Source organism: Janthinobacterium lividum (assembly GCF_034424625.1).
Classification (GTDB): Bacteria; Pseudomonadota; Gammaproteobacteria; order Burkholderiales; family Burkholderiaceae_D; genus Janthinobacterium; species Janthinobacterium lividum.
The window spans coordinates 2,253,173-2,269,805 of record NZ_CP139976.1; the positions used below are offsets into that span (position 1 = coordinate 2,253,173).

Here is a 16,633-nt window from a genome sequence, read left to right on the forward strand (position 1 = left end):
GACGCTATGTTTTTACAATCTTTACCCTTATTCAAATACCCGCGCACGCCGCACCTGGAAGGCTCGCGCCTGCAGGACGGCGACGACGGTTCCGACCAGATGCCCTTGAAAAAGCTGGCCGGCCAGTACGTCGTCATCGAGGAAAAAATCGATGGCGCCAACTCTGCCGTGTCGTTCAGCGATGCGGGCGAGGTGCTGCTGCAGTCGCGCGGCCATTACCTGGCGGGCGGCGGCAGCGAACGCCAGTTCAACCTGTTGAAACCGTGGGCGCACGCGCATGAACACGCCTTGCTGCATCTGCTGGAAGACCAATTTGTGCTGTTTGGCGAATGGTCGTACAGCAAGCATTCCGTGTTTTACGACCGCTTGCCCCATTACTTCAACGAGTTCGACGTGTATTGCCGCCGCAGCCAGATGTTTTTGTCGACGGCGCGCCGCCACGCCATGCTGGCCGGCTCGCCCGTGCTCTCCGTCCCCGTGCTGTATGCGGGCAAGATGCCCTCGTCGCCCAAACAGTTGTGGCAGTTGCTGCGCCATTCGCTGGCCAAGTCCCAGCTGTGGCGCGACGCTTTTGAAACCGCGGTGGCGCGCGAACGCCTGCCGCTGGACCTGTGCTGGAAGCAGACGGACAAGTCTGACCACGCGGAAGGCCTGTACCTGAAAGTGGAAGACGACGAGCAAGTGCTGGCCCGCTACAAGCTGGTACGCCATGACTTTACGCAAACCATCCTCGACAGCGGTTCGCACCACAGCACGCGGCCCTTGATCCCGAACCAGCTGGCCGAAGGCGTGGACCTGTACGCGCCGCAGCCGTTGGTGACGTGGGAAAGCCTGGGCTTGCACACCTGCCATTCGCTGGATGAACTGGCAACCTTCTCAAGGAGTACAAGATGAACTGGAAGCAGTTACAACAACTGGTGCCGCAAGCGGGCCAGTCGCCCGATTTCAATGCCTGCCTGGCCGCCTTCCCGCAGCTGGAACTGGCGAAAACGACGCCGCAAAACCCCGTGTATCACGCGGAAGGCGATGTGTGGACGCATACGATGATGGTGGTGGAATCCCTGCTGGCCATGCCCGATTACCAGCAAGCGACGCGGGCGGAACAGGAAATCGTGTTCCTCGCCGCCTTGCTGCACGACGTGGCCAAGTGCAGCACCACGGTGATCGACCCGGTGACGGGCGCCATCGGCCAGCCCGGCCACTCGCGCAAAGGCGCCCTCGATGCGCGCATCGCCTTGTGGGATTGCGACGTGCCGTTTGCCGCGCGCGAGGAAATCTGCCGCCTGATTAACGTCCATCAAGTGCCCTTCTTTGCACTGGAAACGTCGCGGCGCGGCGTCACGCCGGAATTTACCGTGCGCGAACTGTCGTGGCAGGTCGATATCCGCTTGCTGGCCATGCTGGCCGAAGCCGATATCCGTGGACGGATCTGTCCCGATCCGCAGCGCATACTCGACGCCATCGAGCTGTTCCGCGAACTGGCGCGCGAGGAGGGCTGCTACGGTCAGCGCAAGGCCTTTGTCGATGATCACACGCGCGTCAAATATTTTCGCGGCGCCGAGGCGCACCCCGATTATTCCCTGTTCCAGGAGCCGGGTTCGCACGTGATCGTGATGTCGGGCTTGCCTGCTTCGGGCAAGAATACGTGGGTGGAGAAGCACCATCCGCGCCTGCCCGTCGTGTCCTTCGACGATGCGCGGATGGCCTTGGGCTTGAAGCACGGCAAGAACGAAGGGCAGGTCGGCGACTATGCGGAAGAGCGGGCGCGCGAACTGCTGCGCAAGGGCGAACCGTTCGTGTGGAATGCCACGCATCTGTCAAAACTGATGCGCGAAAAGACGCTCAACCTGCTGTATAAATACCACGCGCAGGTGGAACTCGTGTACCTGGAGCAGCCACGCAAGGAGTTATTGCGGCGCAATGGCCAGCGCGACACATCGCTCAGTAACAAGAAGCTGCAGTCGATGCTGTGGAACTGGGAAATCCCCTTGCCGATGGAAGCGCATGCTGTGCGTTACTGCGTCGATTGAGGCGCCAGCAAAGGTGCGGCGCTTCATTTGGCCGGCTGTTTGATCGTTTCCGGGGAAATCAAAATAACAACATTTATTTTTAAAATTGCAACAAAGTGAGCATATTGCGACTTTTTCATTTATTACAATGAATTGCCTGGATAGCCGCATTGCCGGGCTGCGGCGCGAGGGGCTACCCTCGCGTTTCCCGTGTGAATCACTGCATGATCCACGTCCCCCTCATTGAATGAACAGGAGTCATCGATGCACAAATCTCTCATCGCACTGGCCGCAGCCGCCATGGTTGGCTTTGGCGCCATGTCTTCCGCCCAGGCGGCCACCCAGACCATCACCTTCAGCGCCGACCGCGCGCTGGGCGCCACCAACTGGGCCGACACCCTGGGATTGGGCAAGTTTGACAGCAACCTGGGTACCTTGACCTCGATCAAGTTCCACCTGGAAGGCGCCGTACAGGGTAGTGGCAAGGCGGAAAGTCTCGATGCCAGCGCCTCCGACGTGACCCTGAGCCTGGCGTCGCTGCTGACCTTGTACCGTCCCGACAATTCCACCTTGCTGGTGGCCAACCCACTGTTCACGCAGACGTTCGCCCTGAGCGCCTTCGATGGCAGCATCGACTTTGCCGGCACCTCGGGTGCCAATACAGGACCCCGGTCCAGCACGGGCGCCAACTCCTACACGAGCGGCAGTGCCAGCGACTTCGCCCTGTTTTCCTCGGCCGGCGGTGGCTTGATCCAGCTGGGACTGAACGCCGTCGGTTCCTCGACGGGCAGCGGTTCCGGTAATTTGCTGACCCAATTCCAGACGGCCGCTTCCGGCCGCGTGGCAGTGACGTATGAATACATCAGCGCCGTGCCGGAACCGGAAACGTATGTGATGCTGCTGACAGGCCTGGCGCTGGCCGGCGTGATGACGCGCCGCCGCAAGTCCATGGTGTGATCAGCGTTTCCCGCGTCCGGCGAGCAGCTGGGCGATTTCGCTGAACAGTTCATTGTTCAGCGAGGCGGGCAGGGTGGTGGCCAGGCTGCGGCTGTAGTAGGCGCCCAGGTCCAGGCCCAGGCCCAGCCCGCAAATCTCAATGGCGCCCTGCGCTTCGCGGCGCGCCACCACCTGTTTCAGATGTTGCGCCAGGTAAAACTCGTCGTTGGCCAGATTCGTGGCCGTATCCATCGGGCAACCGTCGGACACGACGAGCAGGATGCGCCGCCGTTCCGGGCGCGCCAGCATGCGGCTGCACGCCCAGTCCACGGCTTCGCCATCGACGCCTTCGCGGTACAGGTCCGCTTTCAGCAGGGCCGCGATGTCGGGGCGCGCGCGGCGCCAGCTCGTATCGCCATCCTTGAAGACCATATGCACGAGTTCATTCAGACGGCCCGGGTTGGCGGGCGAACGGGCGCGCATCCAGTCGCGCCTGACTCGTCCCCCGTTCCACGCGCCCGTCGTAAAGCCCAGCAACTCCGTGCTGATCCCGGTCTGGTCCAGCGCGCGCAGCAGAATGTCGAGCAGCACGGCCACGGATTCCGCATGCGTTTTCATGGAGCCGGAACAGTCGACGAGAAAGGTGACGAGGCAATCGGCCTGGGGCAGGAACTGTTCATTGCGGAACAGCCTGCGTTCGGACGGCGAGCTGATCAGCTGCGCCAGGCGCCGGCCATCGATAGTGCCCTCTTCCTCGCCGAACGACCAGCCGTCGCGCTCGGGTATGGCCAGCAGTTGCGTGAAACGCCGCGCCAGGCGGGCCGTGTTGATGCCCAGGCTGGCGATGCGCGCATCCATGCGTTCGCGGTATTCGAGCAGCAGGGCGCGGCGCACCAGCTCGCCCGCTTTTTCTTCGCGGTCGTACGCCGTGCTGTAAATCCGGTAGGCGCCATCGCCGTCGCTGAAGGCGCGGCTCTCGCCCAGCGGTGCGCTATCGGGAACGTTGTCATTCTCGCTGTCAAAATCGAGCAGCAGCTTGAAGGCCGCCTGCGCCTTGGCGTCGCCGGCCTCGTCCTGGCTGCCGTCGCGCGCCGTTTGCGCGTCTTGCAGCATGGCATCGACGGCGTGGGCGATGGCCAGAGAGTGGCGCGCAAAGGCCGCCTGGTCCATGCGGTGGCGGCGCAAGCCCGCCAGGTCGCCGCTCAATTGTGAAGAGATGGACCAGCGCGTCGCTTCGATGAAATCTTCCGTCTTTTCCAGCACGGGCCGCGCCGTCAGGCGCGACCAGCACATCTGGAATACCGTGTACAACAGCAAGCCCGAGGCGCCTTCGGCCAGGCCGGAATCGTAGAACGCGTGCGACCATGCAGTAAAACGGTGGCGCAGGTTGCCGATGACGCCAGCGTGGTGCTCGGGCGCAAGCGTTTCCACCCTTAACTGTTCCAGCAATTCGAACACGAGGCGCGCCACGGGCTCGGCAGGGCAGAGGGACTTGTGCAGGGCGGCGCCCGTGTGCAGCAGGCGCAGGGCCACGCTGTCTGCCGCACCGCGCAGCGAGGGCAAATCCTGCAGCGCGGCATCGGGCTGCAGATGGGCTGCGTGGATGGGCAGGGGGCGGTGGCCGTCGTGCAGGCGCCGGCCACGGTAGCGGATGGAGGCAACGCCGCTCAGCGCGCGGATTGCGCCCGCGCACAACTCGTCCGTTTCCTGCTGTTCGCGCGTGTAGGCGGCAGGCACGGTCGCTTCCGTACTCATGCCTGGCTCGCCAGCAATTCCTCATTGAAACAGCGCTGGTAATACTCGGCCACCATGGGCCGCTCGGCCTCGTCGCATTTGTTGAGGAAGGACAGGCGGAAGGCCAGGGCCGGGTCGCGGAAGATCTGGCAATTCTCGGCCCAGGTGATCACCGTGCGCGGCGACATCAGGCAGGCCAGGTCGCCCGCCGCATAACCGTGGCGCGTGAGGCTGGCGACGGCCACCATGGCGGCTGCCAGCTGGCGGCCCGCCTCGTCGTTCATGGCGGGAACACGGGCCAGTACGATTTCCGTTTCCTCCACCTGCGGCAGATAGTTCAGGGTGGCAACGATGTTCCAGCGGTCGATCTGCGCATGATTGAGCACTTGCGTGCCGTGGTACATGCCGTTCAGGTTGCCGAGTCCTACCGTGTTCGACGTGGCGAACAGGCGGAAGTGGGGATGCGGCGTGATGACCCGGTTCTGGTCGAGCAGGGTGAACTTGCCGTCGCGCTCGAGGATGCGCTGGATGACGAACATCACGTCTGGGCGGCCCGCGTCGTACTCGTCGAAGATCAGGGCCACGGGACGCTGCAGCGACCAGGGCACGATACCTTCCTGGAATTCGGTCACTTGCTGCTGTTCGCGCAGCACGATGGCGTCCTTGCCGACCAGGTCCAGGCGGCTGATGTGGCCGTCCAGGTTGACGCGCACGCAAGGCCAGTTCAGGCGCGCCGCCACCTGCTCGATATGCGTGGACTTGCCCGTGCCGTGCAAGCCCTGCACCATCACGCGGCGGTTGTGGGTGAAGCCGGCCAGAATCGCCAGGGTCACGTCCTGGTTGAAGCGGTAGGCGGGGTCGATGTCGGGCACGTGCGGATCGCGTTCCGTGAAGACGGGCACGCGCAGGTCGCTGTCGATATTGAACAGGCTGCGCACGGACTGCAAGGTTTGCGCCGCTGCGGCGGGGGGATGTTGGCGTGAATCTGGCACCTTGTTCTCCTGTGAAACCGCAGCATGGGCGCTACGGCGGTTATGAGTGACCGGCTTGCAATGCGTCGTCGTCACCGCCCGTCGTCGGCATGGTTTCCGATTCGATGGCGGCCAGGGCTTGCGCGGCGCGTTGCAATGCTGGCAAGAAATGTAAAGCCTTGTCGTGCGTTAAACGGATGATGGGCGCCTGGATGGCCACGGCCAGGTTCGAGCGGCCGTTCGGGTTCGGCACCAGCACGGCCACGCACAGCAGGCCGGGCAGGAATTCTTCGTCGTCCAGCGCATAGCCGTTGCGGCGCACCAATTCCAGTTCGCGCTCCAGCTTGACGGGGTCCGTTTCCGTCTTGTCCGTAAAGCGCGTCAATTCCATGTGGCCCAGCAGGCGGCGCCGCTGCACGGGCGTCATTTGCGCCAGAAACAGCTTGCCGCTGGACGAGCAGTGGGCCGGCACGCGCGAACCGGGATGCAGGTAGAAGCGCAGCGGGGCCGCCGTTTCCACGCGGTCCAGGTACACCACTTCGCTGCCGCTGAAGGCCGTCAGGTTGCAGCTTTCTCCCACTTCCTCGACCAGCTGGCGCAAGACCATGCGGCGGGCGCCATGGAAAGTGTTGTTAATCAGCAGGTTCGATGCGAGGCGGCGCAGGCGCACGCCCGTGCTGTAGTGGCGGCCATCGCTTTCGCGCTGCAACACGCCCACGCTTTCCAGCTGTTGCAGCATGCGGTGCAGGGTCGGCTTGGGCAAGCCCGTTTCTTCCACCAGCGCTTGCAGCGACAGCAACTGGTCTTTTTCGGCAATCACTTCCAGCAAGGCAAACAAACGCATCGTGGGCGTGTCGCCTTCCAGTTTTTCCGGCTCAAGTTTTGGGGATGAAATCATGTCCATGGTGGCCTCGGTTGGGTAGCTATGAGTGTTACTTCAGCTTATTTCATTTTCGAACTCAAATTGTACCGTTTCCTTGAAAATCTGTTTGACTTTTGATTGCTGAACGCTTAAATTGAATTGTATATCAAATTTCGGAACAAAATATACCGATTTTTAATAAATGAGTTGATAATTTCAACAGCTTCAATCACCACAGACCAGGAGACACCCATGAATGACATGACCGAGCAAAAAGCCGCCGCCGCAGCGGCCATCCCCACCGGACCGCAAAAGATGACGCCTTCCGAAGCGTTCGTGGAAACCCTGGCCGCCAATGGCGTGACCGACATGTTCGGCATCATGGGCTCGGCCTTCATGGACCCGATGGATATCTTTGCCCCGGCCGGCATCCGCCTGATCCCCGTCGTGCACGAGCAGGGCGCCGGCCACATGGCCGACGGCTATGCCCGCGTCTCGGGCCGCCATGGCGTGGTCATCGGCCAGAACGGCCCCGGCATCAGCAATTGCGTGACCGCCATTGCCGCCGCCTACTGGGCGCACACGCCGGTCGTGATCATTACCCCTGAGACGGGCACGATGAGCATGGGCCTAGGCGGCTTCCAGGAAGCGAACCAGCTGCCGATGTTCGAGGAATTCACCAAATACCAGGGCCACGTCACCAATCCGGCCCGCATGGCCGAATTCACGGGCCGCTGCTTTGACCGCGCCATGTCGGAAATGGGCCCGACCCAGCTGAACATCCCGCGCGACTATTTTTATGGTGAAATCAAGGCGGAAATCCCGAAACCGAACCGCCTGGACCGTGGCGCCGGCGGCGAACAAAGCCTGAACGATGCGGCGGAGCTCCTGGCCAAGGCCAAGTTCCCCGTGATCATCTCGGGCGGCGGCGTCGTCATGGGCGAAGCCATCGAAGAGTGCAAGGCCCTGGCCGAACGCCTCGGCGCACCCGTCGTCAACAGCTATCTGCATAACGACTCGTTTCCCGCCAGCCATCCGCTATGGTGCGGTCCGCTCGGCTACCAGGGTTCCAAGGCGGCGATGAAACTGATCGCCAAGGCCGACGTCGTCGTGGCCCTCGGTTCGCGCCTGGGACCGTTCGGCACCTTGCCGCAGCACGGCATGGATTACTGGCCGAAGAATGCCAAGATCATCCAGATCGATGCGGACAACAAGATGCTCGGTTTGGTCAAGAAAATTTCGGTGGGCATCTGCGGCGACGCCAAGGCGGCCGCCAAAGCGATTATTGCCCGCCTGGACGGCAAGACGCTCGATTGCGACGCGACGCGCGACGAGCGCTATGCCACCGTGCAAGCCGAGAAGGCCGCGTGGGAAGAGGAATTGACGAACTGGACGCACGAGAAGGATGCGTACAGCCTGGACATGATCGAAGAGCAGAAGAAAGAGCCGGGCAACTATCTGCACCCGCGCCAGGTCTTGCGCGAGCTGGAAAAAGCCATGCCGGAAGACGTGATGGTGTCGACCGACATCGGCAACATCAACTCGGTAGCCAATAGTTACTTGCGCTTTGAAAAGCCGCGCAGCTTCTTTGCGGCGATGAGCTTTGGCAACTGCGGCTATGCCTTCCCGACCATCATCGGCGCCAAGGTTGCCGCACCGCACCGTCCAGCCGTGTCGTATGCGGGCGACGGCGCCTGGGGCATGAGCCTGATGGAAACGATGACCTGCGTGCGCCACAACATTCCCGTCACGGCTGTGGTCTTCCACAACCGCCAGTGGGGCGCGGAAAAGAAAAACCAGGTCGATTTCTACAACCGCCGCTTCGTGGCAGGTGAGCTCGACAACCAGAACTTCGCGGAAATCGCGCGCGCCATGGGCGCCGAAGGCATCACGGTCGACAAGCTGGAAGACGTGGGCCCGGCCTTGAAGAAGGCGATCGACATGCAGATGAATGAAGGCAAGACGACCATCATCGAAATCATGTGCACGCGCGAGCTGGGCGACCCGTTCCGCCGCGATGCGCTGAGCAAACCTGTGCGTCACCTGGATAAATATAAAGACTACGTCTGATTTGCTGGTGTTGTTGGATTACGCCCTGGCGGGCTAATCCAACCTACGCAACCTACGCAATTGACGCGTGGTGCTGGCGTAGGTCGGATTAGCCGGGCGAAAGCCCGGCGTAATCCGACACAGCGCTGTGACCAAATTCTCACAGATTGTCACGAAAGCATCATAATTTCATTAAAGAATACAAGGCGTCCCGTTTTTTGAATTATTTGATTTGACAAGGCCATGCTTAAGGCTTAAATTCAATAAAAGACAAAAAACGGAACGTAGCGTATCAAAAACGATTTACGGAGACAACCATGAACCACCCTGTACCGCACACTGACGCCGTCACCACGGACTTCCTGCAAGCATTCGGCGATGCCTGGAACCGCCACGATATCGAGGCCCTGATGGCCGCCATGGCCGACGACTGCGAATTCCACGCCGTCGCCGGTCCTGAGCTTCTGGGCAAGAGCTTCATCGGCCGCGACGCCGTGCGCGCCGGCTTCGAGCTGGCCTGGCAAACCTTCCCCGACGCCGCCTGGCTCAACCCCGTGCATTTCGTCAGCGGCGAGCGCGGCGTGACGGAGTCGACCTTTGCGGGCACCAAGGCGGACGGCACGCGCATCGAAGCGCGCATGGTCGATATCTTCACCTTCCGCGATGGCAAGATCGCCGTCAAGAATGCTTTCCGCAAGGATCGCCCACCCGTCGTCACAGTCTGAGCCAGCACGTTCACCAGGAATGACCATGAACAAACCTGTCGACACCCCGCCTGGCGTAATGGGCAACAACAGTACCGCCGCCCGCACGCCCTACGATCCCGCCTTCGATCCGCTGGTGGCCCAGCGCCCTGGCCACGGCAATGCCTACGCGCCCACCTACTGGATCGGCACGGCCGGCGAGCCGCCCGCCGACGACGGCCCCATCACGCATGACATCGACGTTGACGTGGCCATCATCGGTTCCGGCTTCACGGGCTTGTCCTGCGCCATCTTTTTGGCCCAGGAACACGGCATCAAGGCCACCGTGCTGGAAGCGAACCGGGTCAGCTGGGGCTGCAGCACGCGCAACGGCGGCCAGGCGCAATGCACGACGGGCCGCCTGAAACGCTCGCAGTGGATAGACCGCTATGGGCTGGACACGGCCCTGAAACTGCACGCGGAAGTGTGCGATGCGATGGAAACGTTCAAGAAGATCACGGCCGACATCGATTGCGACCCGCAGCCGGGCGGCCACCTGTACATCGCCCACAAGGCGAAAGCCATGCCCGCGCTGGAAAAAGAAGCCAAGGTCATGCGCGAGATCTTCAAGTACGACGCCCGCATCCTCGACGCCGACACCGTCAAGCGCGAATTCGTCGACGACAAGGAAGCGGCCGGCGCGCTGCACGAGCCGGAAGGCATCGGCATCCATGCGGGCAAGCTGGCGTTCGGCTACCTGCGCAAGGCGCGCGCGCTGGGCGCCAAGGTGCATCCGTCCAGCCCCGTAATGGGCTGGGAAACGCGCAATGGCGTGCATTACCTGCAAACGCCGGGCGGCGTCGTGCGTGCCCGATCCGTGGCCGTGGCCACGGGCGGCTACACCTCGCCCCATCTGCATCCGCAAGTGAAGAACCGCTTGCTGCCGATTCTGTCGAACTCGCTCGTCACACGCCCGTTGACCCCGGCGGAAATCGAGGCGTGCAACTTCCGCACCCACCAGGTGATCACGGATACGCGCATCCTGCGCCACTACTACCGCCTGATGCCGGACAACCGCGTGCAGATCGGCAGCCGCAGCGCCATCACGGGTGCCGACGCGCCGGACGACAAATACAAACAGTTTTTGATCAACGATCTGCACCGCAAGTTCCCCGCGCTGACCGGCATCGGCATCGATTATTCGTGGTGGGGCTGGGTCGACGTCAGCCACGACATGATGCCGCGCATCGTGCAACCGGACCCGAAGCAATCGATCTTCTATTCGCTCGGCTACGGCGGCAACGGCGTCATGTACTCGGCGCAGGCGGGACGGCGCATGGCCGAGCGTATCGCCGGCAAGGCCAGCGACACGGGCTTGCCGATCTTCAATTCGAAACTGCCGTATCCCAACATGATGGAACTGGTCGAGTCGCAAGCGTTCGCCCCGTTCCGCCGCCTGGGCCAGCGCTTCCTGTACCGCTGGTATCACTTGAAGGATGAAGTGTTTTAAATAGCAGTAGCCGTACTAAGCCGCCGCATGCGTTGACATAGATCGACCAGCGGCGCCTCCCGCGAGGGATGAGATTGCCCGCACGTTCACACATAACAATATCTTGGAGTGAGACATGAACACAAATACGAGCAAAAACACGATTTTTTCAACGATGCGCCGCGCCGTCCTCGGCACCCTGGTACTGGGCGTTACCCTTGCCTCCAGCGCTACCGCCTTCGCGCAAAGCAAGGAAGTGACGATTGCCTACCAGGAAATCAACGGTCCCTTCCTGGTGGCCATCGCCAGCGGCGAAGTGGAAAAAACCACCGGCTATAAAATCAACTGGCGCAAGTTCGATTCGGGCGCCAAGGTGGCCACCGGCATGGCATCCGGCGACGTGCAGATCGGCGTCATCGGTTCCAGCCCACTGACGGCGGCCGTCAGCCGCGGCGTCGATCTGCAGCTGTTCTGGATCATCGACGACATCAATGAAGCCGAAGCGATGGTGGCCCGCAATGGCGCCGGCATCACCAAGCCGACGGATTTGCGCGGCAAGAAGATCGCCGTGCCTTTCGTGTCCACCACGCACTTCCACACCATGTTCGCGCTGGAAACGTGGGGCATCAAGCCGACGGAAGTGAAATTGCTGAACATGCAGCCGAACCAGATCGCTGCCGCCTGGGAGCGGGGCGACATCGACGCCGCCTTCGTGTGGGATCCGGCCTTGAGCAAACTCAAGCAAAACGGCAAGGTCCTCGTCACGTCCGGCGAACTGAGCAAGAAGGGCAAGGCCACGTTTGACGGCATGGCCGTCGAGCGCGCCTGGGGCGAAGCGAACGCGGACTTCATGGCCAAGTTCGTCAAGGTGATGGCCGCCGCCGACGCCGACTACCGCGCCAATCCCAAGGCGTGGACCATCGATTCGCCGCAAGTGAAAGCCAACGTCAAGCATTCGGGCGCGGCCGCCAAGGACGTGGCCGCTTCCGTGGCCCTGTACGCCTATCCCTCGCTGCAGGAGCAGGCGTCGCCCGCCTGGCTCGGTGGCGGCGCGAAGGGCGGCGTGGCGCAAGCCTTGCTGGCCACGGCGCAATTCCTGAAGGGCGAAGGCAAGATCGATACCCTGGCTACCGATTACGCCAAATATGTGACACCCAGGTATGCACAGGCCGCGGGCCTGCTGAAGTAAACGTTGTGCGATGGCGCGCCTGCGGGCGCGCTGACTGAACAGAATGCGTTGAACTGAAGTGACTACACCTATGCGGGGCACACGATGGAAAATCTCTACGTCAAGGATGTCAGCGTGATTTATCCGGGCAAGACGGCCGGTGAACGCGTACATGCCTTAAATAATATCAACCTGACCATCAATAGCGGCGACTTTGTCGTCGCGCTGGGCGCCTCGGGCTGCGGCAAGACAACCTTGCTGAGCCTGATGGCGGGCTTTATCGCCCCATCCAAGGGCGAGATCATGCTCGGCGACAATAAAGTGGAAGGGCCGGGTGCCGACCGTGGCGTCGTGTTCCAGAAACATGCCTTGCTGCCATGGCTGAACGTGATGGAAAACGTGGAATTCGGCCTCAAGCTGCAAGGCGTGGCCAAGGCCGTGCGGCGCGAACAGGCGGCCAAGAACCTGGCGCTGGTGGGCTTGAAGGATTTTCACGACAATATGATTTACCAATTGTCGGGCGGCATGCAGCAAAGGGTGGGCATCGCCCGCGCCCTGACCAGCAACCCCGCCATGCTGCTGATGGATGAACCGATGGCGGCGCTCGACGCGCTGACGCGCGAAACCATCCAGGAATTGCTGCTCGATATCTGGGCCAAGTCCAGCACCATGTTCTTCTTCATTACCCACAGCGTCGACGAGGCGCTGTTCCTGGCGAACCGGCTGATCGTCATGTCGCCCCGTCCGGGCCGCATCACGCACACGTATGAACTCGATTTCAACAAGCGCTTCCTCGAGTGCCGCGATGCGCGCGCCGTGAAATCGAGCCCGGACTTCATCAAGATGCGCGAAACAGTGCTCAACATCATTTATGGCGACGAACGCGCCGTCAATAAAGAGCTGGAGGTGTCCCATGCATAGCCCATCCGTCGTGGGATTTCCTCCCACCACCGCCAAGCGCGCCGGCTTTTTCTCGCGCCTGTTCGCTCCCCGTTGCGCCATGCCCGGCGAAGCGTTCGGCGCGCCGGGGCAGGGCAATTCCAGCCGCATCGCCACCGTCACCGTCATCGCCGTGCTGCTGCTGTGGTTTGGCGTGACGGCCAGCGGCATGGTCAAGCCGCTGTTCCTGCCGTCGCCGCAAGCCGTGTATGAAAAATTCATCATGGCGGCCACCACCGGTTTCGGCGGCGCCACCCTGTGGGAACACACCGTCGCCAGTCTGGTGCGTGTGTTCGGCGCCTTTGGCCTGGCTTGCCTGTTCGCCATTCCCATCGGCGTGATGATGGGCGTGAACCGCGTGGCGCGCGGCATCTTCGATCCCTTGATCGAGTTCTACCGTCCGCTGCCGCCGCTCGCCTACTTGCCACTGGTCATCATCTGGTTCGGCATCGGCGAGTTTTCGAAGGTCTACCTGATCTTCCTGGCCATCTTCGCGCCGATGGCGATCGCGGCACGCGCCGGCGTCAGCTCCGTGTCGCTGGAACAGATCCACGCGGCGTACTCGATGGGCGCCACGCGTTTCCAGGTCATCGTGCACGTGATCCTGCGGGCCGCGATTCCGGAAATCCTCACCGGCATGCGTATCGGCATCGGCGTGGGCTGGACCACCCTGGTGGCTGGCGAGATGGTGGCGGCCACGCGCGGTCTCGGTTACATGGTGCTGAGCGCCTCCGAGTTCCTGGCCAGCGATGTGGTGATCATGGGCATTATCGTGATCGGCTTCTTCGCTTTCCTGTTTGATTTGATGATGCGTTACCTCGAACGTACCCTCGTGCCATGGAAGGGCAAGGTGTAAGACGTTCCTGGGAGTGGCGTGCACGCCACAAGTGTTGCCGCCGCTCCCATTTTTTCAGCAGCAATAACTCAGCAATACCCCGTACTTACTCTCCAGCGCGCTTGCCCCTTGGACGCCGCGCCGGGCCGCTGCATTTCCAGATTGACTTATGGAATGCGGCCAACCAGACTGATTCACACGATGTATCGATGCTGCTTGACGGTGTTGCCTAAATAAAACAAAGCCGCGCGGCATGAACAAGCCGCAGCAGGCAGGGCGCACCGAGCTTCAGAGATTTTCAGGAGACAAAACATGATTAGCGAATCGCATAACAGTACCGGCTTGCAGCACTCGCTCAAGCAACGCCACATGAGCATGATCGCCATCGGCGGCGTGATCGGCGCCGGCCTCTTTGTCGGCAGCGGCGTCATTGCCAAGGCCGCCGGCCCGGCCGCCATCCTTTCCTTCCTGCTCACGGGCGGCCTCGTCGTCCTGATCATGCGCATGCTGGGCGAGCTAGCTTCATCCCTGCCCGTGGTCGGCTCCTTTTACGAATATGCGCGCCTGGCCTTCGACGACAAGCCGAAGGTTTCGAAATTCCTCGGCTTCATGAGCGGCTGGATGTACTGGTATTTCTGGGTCGTCGTCGTGGCCCTGGAAGCCATCGCCGGCGCCAAGCTGGTCAACTTCTGGCTGCCGGACGTACCGTCGTGGGCTATCAGCCTGGTGCTGCTCGTGTCGATGACCATCCTGAACCTGTTCTCGGTCAAGGCCTTCGGCGAATTCGAATTCTGGTTCGCCTCGATCAAGGTCGTCGCCATCATCGTCTTCCTGTTTGTCGGCGCCCTGTTCATCACGGGTAGCTTGCCCAACAGCATCCCGACCCTGGGTTTCTTGACCAGCAATGGCGGCTTCATGCCGCACGGCTGGGGGCCCGTGCTCAGTGGCGCCGTCGCCGCCACGGCCTTCTATTCGGGCGCCGAAATCGTCACCATCGCCGCCGCCGAAACGTCTGACCCGGCCAAGGCCATCGCCCGCGCCACCAATTCCGTCATCACGCGCGTGCTGATGTTCTATGTGGGGTCCATGTTTGTCGTCGTCTGCATCGTGCCCTGGGATTCGCCGGCCATCGCCACGCCATTCGTCAGCGCCCTGACCGTCATGAACATCCCGTACGCGGCCCATATCATGAACGCCATCATTTTGACGGCCGTGCTGTCGGCCTTGAATTCCAGCCTGTACGCTTCGTCGCGCATGATCTTTGCGCTGACGCGCCGCGGCGATGCGCCCACGGGCCTGGTCAAGCTGAGCAAGAACGGCGTGCCCATCCGCGCCATTTTGTTCAGCACCCTGTTCGCCTATTTCGCTATTGCCGTATCGTATGTATCGGCCGACCTGGTGTTCCCCTTCATCGTCAATTCCTACGGCATCCTGATCCTGTTCGTGTACCTGCTCATTGCGATATCTCAATTGCGTTTGCGCCGCCGCCTGGAGCGCGAATGCCCGGAACGCATCAAGGTGCGCATGTGGCTGTTCCCTTACCTGACGTATTTCACCATCATCGCCATGCTGGTGATCCTCGGTGCCATGAGCGTGTCGTCCGATACGGAGCAGCGCGTGTCGTTCTGGTTCGGTCTGTTGAGCGTGGTCATCATGAGCGTCATGTACTACATCAAGAAGCTCGTCAACGACGACCGCAACGGCGACAACGAAGCCAAAGTGGAGCTCAAACATGTCTGACACGACCTTGTTGCCCGCAGGCCGGCGCCGCTTCCTGCGTACGACGGCCACCCTCGGCGCCGCCGCAGTGGCGGGGCCGGCCTTGGCCGCCTCCGTTACCCTGCCATTTGAAAATGGCGAGCGCGAACTGGTGGCCTTTCCGCAAAAGCGCCCGCTGATCCTGCTGACCAGCCGTCCGCCCCAGCTGGAAACGCCGTTCAGCGTGTTCAATGAAGGCGCGATCACGCCCAACGATGCGTTTTTCGTGCGCTACCACTGGAGTGGCTTGCCTACCAGCATCGATGGCGACAGCTACCGGCTGCGCATAGCCGGCCTCGTCAAAACGCCGCTGGAATTGTCGCTGGCGGAACTGAAGCAGCTGGCCGAGCCGGTCGACGTGGTGGCCGTGACGCAATGCTCGGGCAACAGCCGGGGCTTCTTCGCTCCGCGCGCGAATGGCGGGCAGCTGGGCAATGGCGCCATGGGCAATGCCCGCTGGACGGGCATCCCCCTGAAGACCGTGCTGGAAAAGGCCGGTATCGCGGCGAATGCCGTGCAAGTAGCCTTCAATGGCCTGGAAGCGCCGCCCGTGGGCGACGGCCCGGACTTTCAAAAGGCCTTGTCCGTCGAGCACATCATGGCCGGCGACGTCATGCTGGCCTGGGCCATGAATGGCGAAGACATTCCTTTCCTCAACGGCTACCCGCTGCGCCTGATCGTGCCAGGCTATTACGGCACCTACTGGGTCAAGCACTTGAGCGACATCACGGTGCTGGACAAGCCATTCGACGGCTTCTGGATGAGCACGGGCTACCGTATCCCCGACAACGGCTCCGGCTTCATCGAGCCGGGCGCACCCGTGGGCAAGACGACGCCGATCAGCCGCCTCAACGTGCGCTCTTTCATCACCAGCGTGCAGGATGGCGCGCAAGTGAAGGCGGGGCGCGACCTGGCCCTGCGCGGCATCGCTTTTGATGGCGGCCAGGGCATCAGCGAGGTGACCGTGTCGCTTGACGGCGGCCAGACGTGGCAGGAAGCGAAGCTGGGCAAGGACCTGGGACGCTTTTCGTTCCGCGAGTGGACGATGGTCATGAAGGCGCCGCGCAAGGGCAGGCACGTGCTGATGGTGCGCGCCGTCAACCGCATCGGCCAGAGCCAGCCCATGAAAGCCCTGTGGAATCCCATGGGTTATATGCGCAACGTGGTGGAAACCACGCGCATCCAGGCAGTCTGAGGAGA

At 62.0% G+C, this 16,633-nt stretch carries 14 protein-coding genes; 11 read left to right on the plus strand and 3 right to left on the minus strand.

Going from position 1 to position 16,633, the window contains the following annotated elements:
* Positions 1 to 6: 6 nt before the first annotated feature.
* From U0004_RS10285 to U0004_RS10295, 3 genes are all read left to right on the plus strand, one after another.
* A complete protein-coding gene (locus U0004_RS10285) occupies positions 7 to 894 on the plus strand; it encodes an RNA ligase family protein (RefSeq protein WP_070253789.1) in 888 nt (295 codons plus the stop codon).
* Positions 891 to 2,030, plus strand: a complete 1,140-nt coding sequence (locus tag U0004_RS10290; protein ID WP_070253788.1) for an AAA family ATPase — start codon at positions 891 to 893, stop codon at positions 2,028 to 2,030. The genes U0004_RS10285 and U0004_RS10290 overlap by 4 nt, the downstream gene beginning before the upstream one ends.
* A 243-nt stretch (positions 2,031 to 2,273) precedes the next feature.
* On the plus strand, positions 2,274 to 2,966 hold the full coding sequence (locus U0004_RS10295; protein WP_070253787.1) for a choice-of-anchor E domain-containing protein: 693 nt from the start codon (positions 2,274 to 2,276) through the stop codon (positions 2,964 to 2,966).
* Here U0004_RS10295 and U0004_RS10300 read toward each other — a convergent pair whose 3' ends face one another.
* From U0004_RS10300 to U0004_RS10310, 3 genes are read right to left on the minus strand one after another with little or no spacing between them, the layout of a single operon-like run.
* Positions 2,967 to 4,700, minus strand: a complete 1,734-nt coding sequence (locus U0004_RS10300; RefSeq protein WP_070253786.1) for a cobaltochelatase CobT-related protein — start codon at positions 4,698 to 4,700, stop codon at positions 2,967 to 2,969.
* Entirely contained in the window at positions 4,697 to 5,671 is a 975-nt protein-coding gene (locus U0004_RS10305) for an AAA family ATPase (protein WP_081345426.1), read from the minus strand. The genes U0004_RS10300 and U0004_RS10305 overlap by 4 nt, the downstream gene beginning before the upstream one ends.
* Before the next feature lie 40 nt (positions 5,672 to 5,711).
* Positions 5,712 to 6,548 (minus strand): IclR family transcriptional regulator, encoded by an 837-nt coding sequence (locus tag U0004_RS10310; protein ID WP_370452797.1) that lies wholly within the window; start codon positions 6,546 to 6,548, stop codon positions 5,712 to 5,714.
* Positions 6,549 to 6,773: 225 nt separating this feature from the next.
* On the opposite strand from U0004_RS10310, the gene xsc reads away from it, so the two are divergent.
* From xsc to sorA, 8 genes are all read left to right on the plus strand, one after another.
* On the plus strand, positions 6,774 to 8,582 hold the full coding sequence (xsc, locus tag U0004_RS10315; RefSeq protein ID WP_115057610.1) for a sulfoacetaldehyde acetyltransferase: 1,809 nt from the start codon (positions 6,774 to 6,776) through the stop codon (positions 8,580 to 8,582).
* 296 nt (positions 8,583 to 8,878) lie between these two features.
* On the plus strand, positions 8,879 to 9,286 hold the full coding sequence (locus tag U0004_RS10320) for a nuclear transport factor 2 family protein (RefSeq protein WP_034788413.1): 408 nt from the start codon (positions 8,879 to 8,881) through the stop codon (positions 9,284 to 9,286).
* 58 nt (positions 9,287 to 9,344) lie between these two features.
* The gene (locus tag U0004_RS10325) at positions 9,345 to 10,754 is read left to right on the plus strand and encodes an NAD(P)/FAD-dependent oxidoreductase (protein ID WP_217495227.1); all 1,410 of its coding nucleotides are present in this window, start codon (positions 9,345 to 9,347) and stop codon (positions 10,752 to 10,754) included.
* Between the two features lie 115 nt (positions 10,755 to 10,869).
* Entirely contained in the window at positions 10,870 to 11,922 is a 1,053-nt protein-coding gene (gene tauA / locus U0004_RS10330; protein WP_217495226.1) for a taurine ABC transporter substrate-binding protein, read from the plus strand.
* 84 nt (positions 11,923 to 12,006) lie between these two features.
* Positions 12,007 to 12,822, plus strand: coding sequence for a taurine ABC transporter ATP-binding protein (locus U0004_RS10335; RefSeq protein WP_034788398.1), 816 nt, complete (start codon positions 12,007 to 12,009; stop codon positions 12,820 to 12,822).
* Between the two features lie 79 nt (positions 12,823 to 12,901).
* A complete protein-coding gene (locus U0004_RS10340) occupies positions 12,902 to 13,696 on the plus strand; it encodes an ABC transporter permease subunit (RefSeq protein ID WP_051959683.1) in 795 nt (264 codons plus the stop codon).
* A gap of 291 nt (positions 13,697 to 13,987) precedes the next feature.
* Positions 13,988 to 15,415 carry an amino acid permease gene (locus tag U0004_RS10345; RefSeq protein WP_070254562.1) on the plus strand — a complete coding sequence of 476 codons (1,428 nt, stop codon included), beginning with the start codon at positions 13,988 to 13,990 and terminating at the stop codon, positions 15,413 to 15,415.
* A complete protein-coding gene (gene sorA / locus U0004_RS10350; RefSeq protein ID WP_070254561.1) occupies positions 15,408 to 16,628 on the plus strand; it encodes a SorA family sulfite dehydrogenase catalytic subunit in 1,221 nt (406 codons plus the stop codon). The genes U0004_RS10345 and sorA overlap by 8 nt, the downstream gene beginning before the upstream one ends.
* The last annotated feature ends 5 nt before the right edge of the window (positions 16,629 to 16,633 follow it).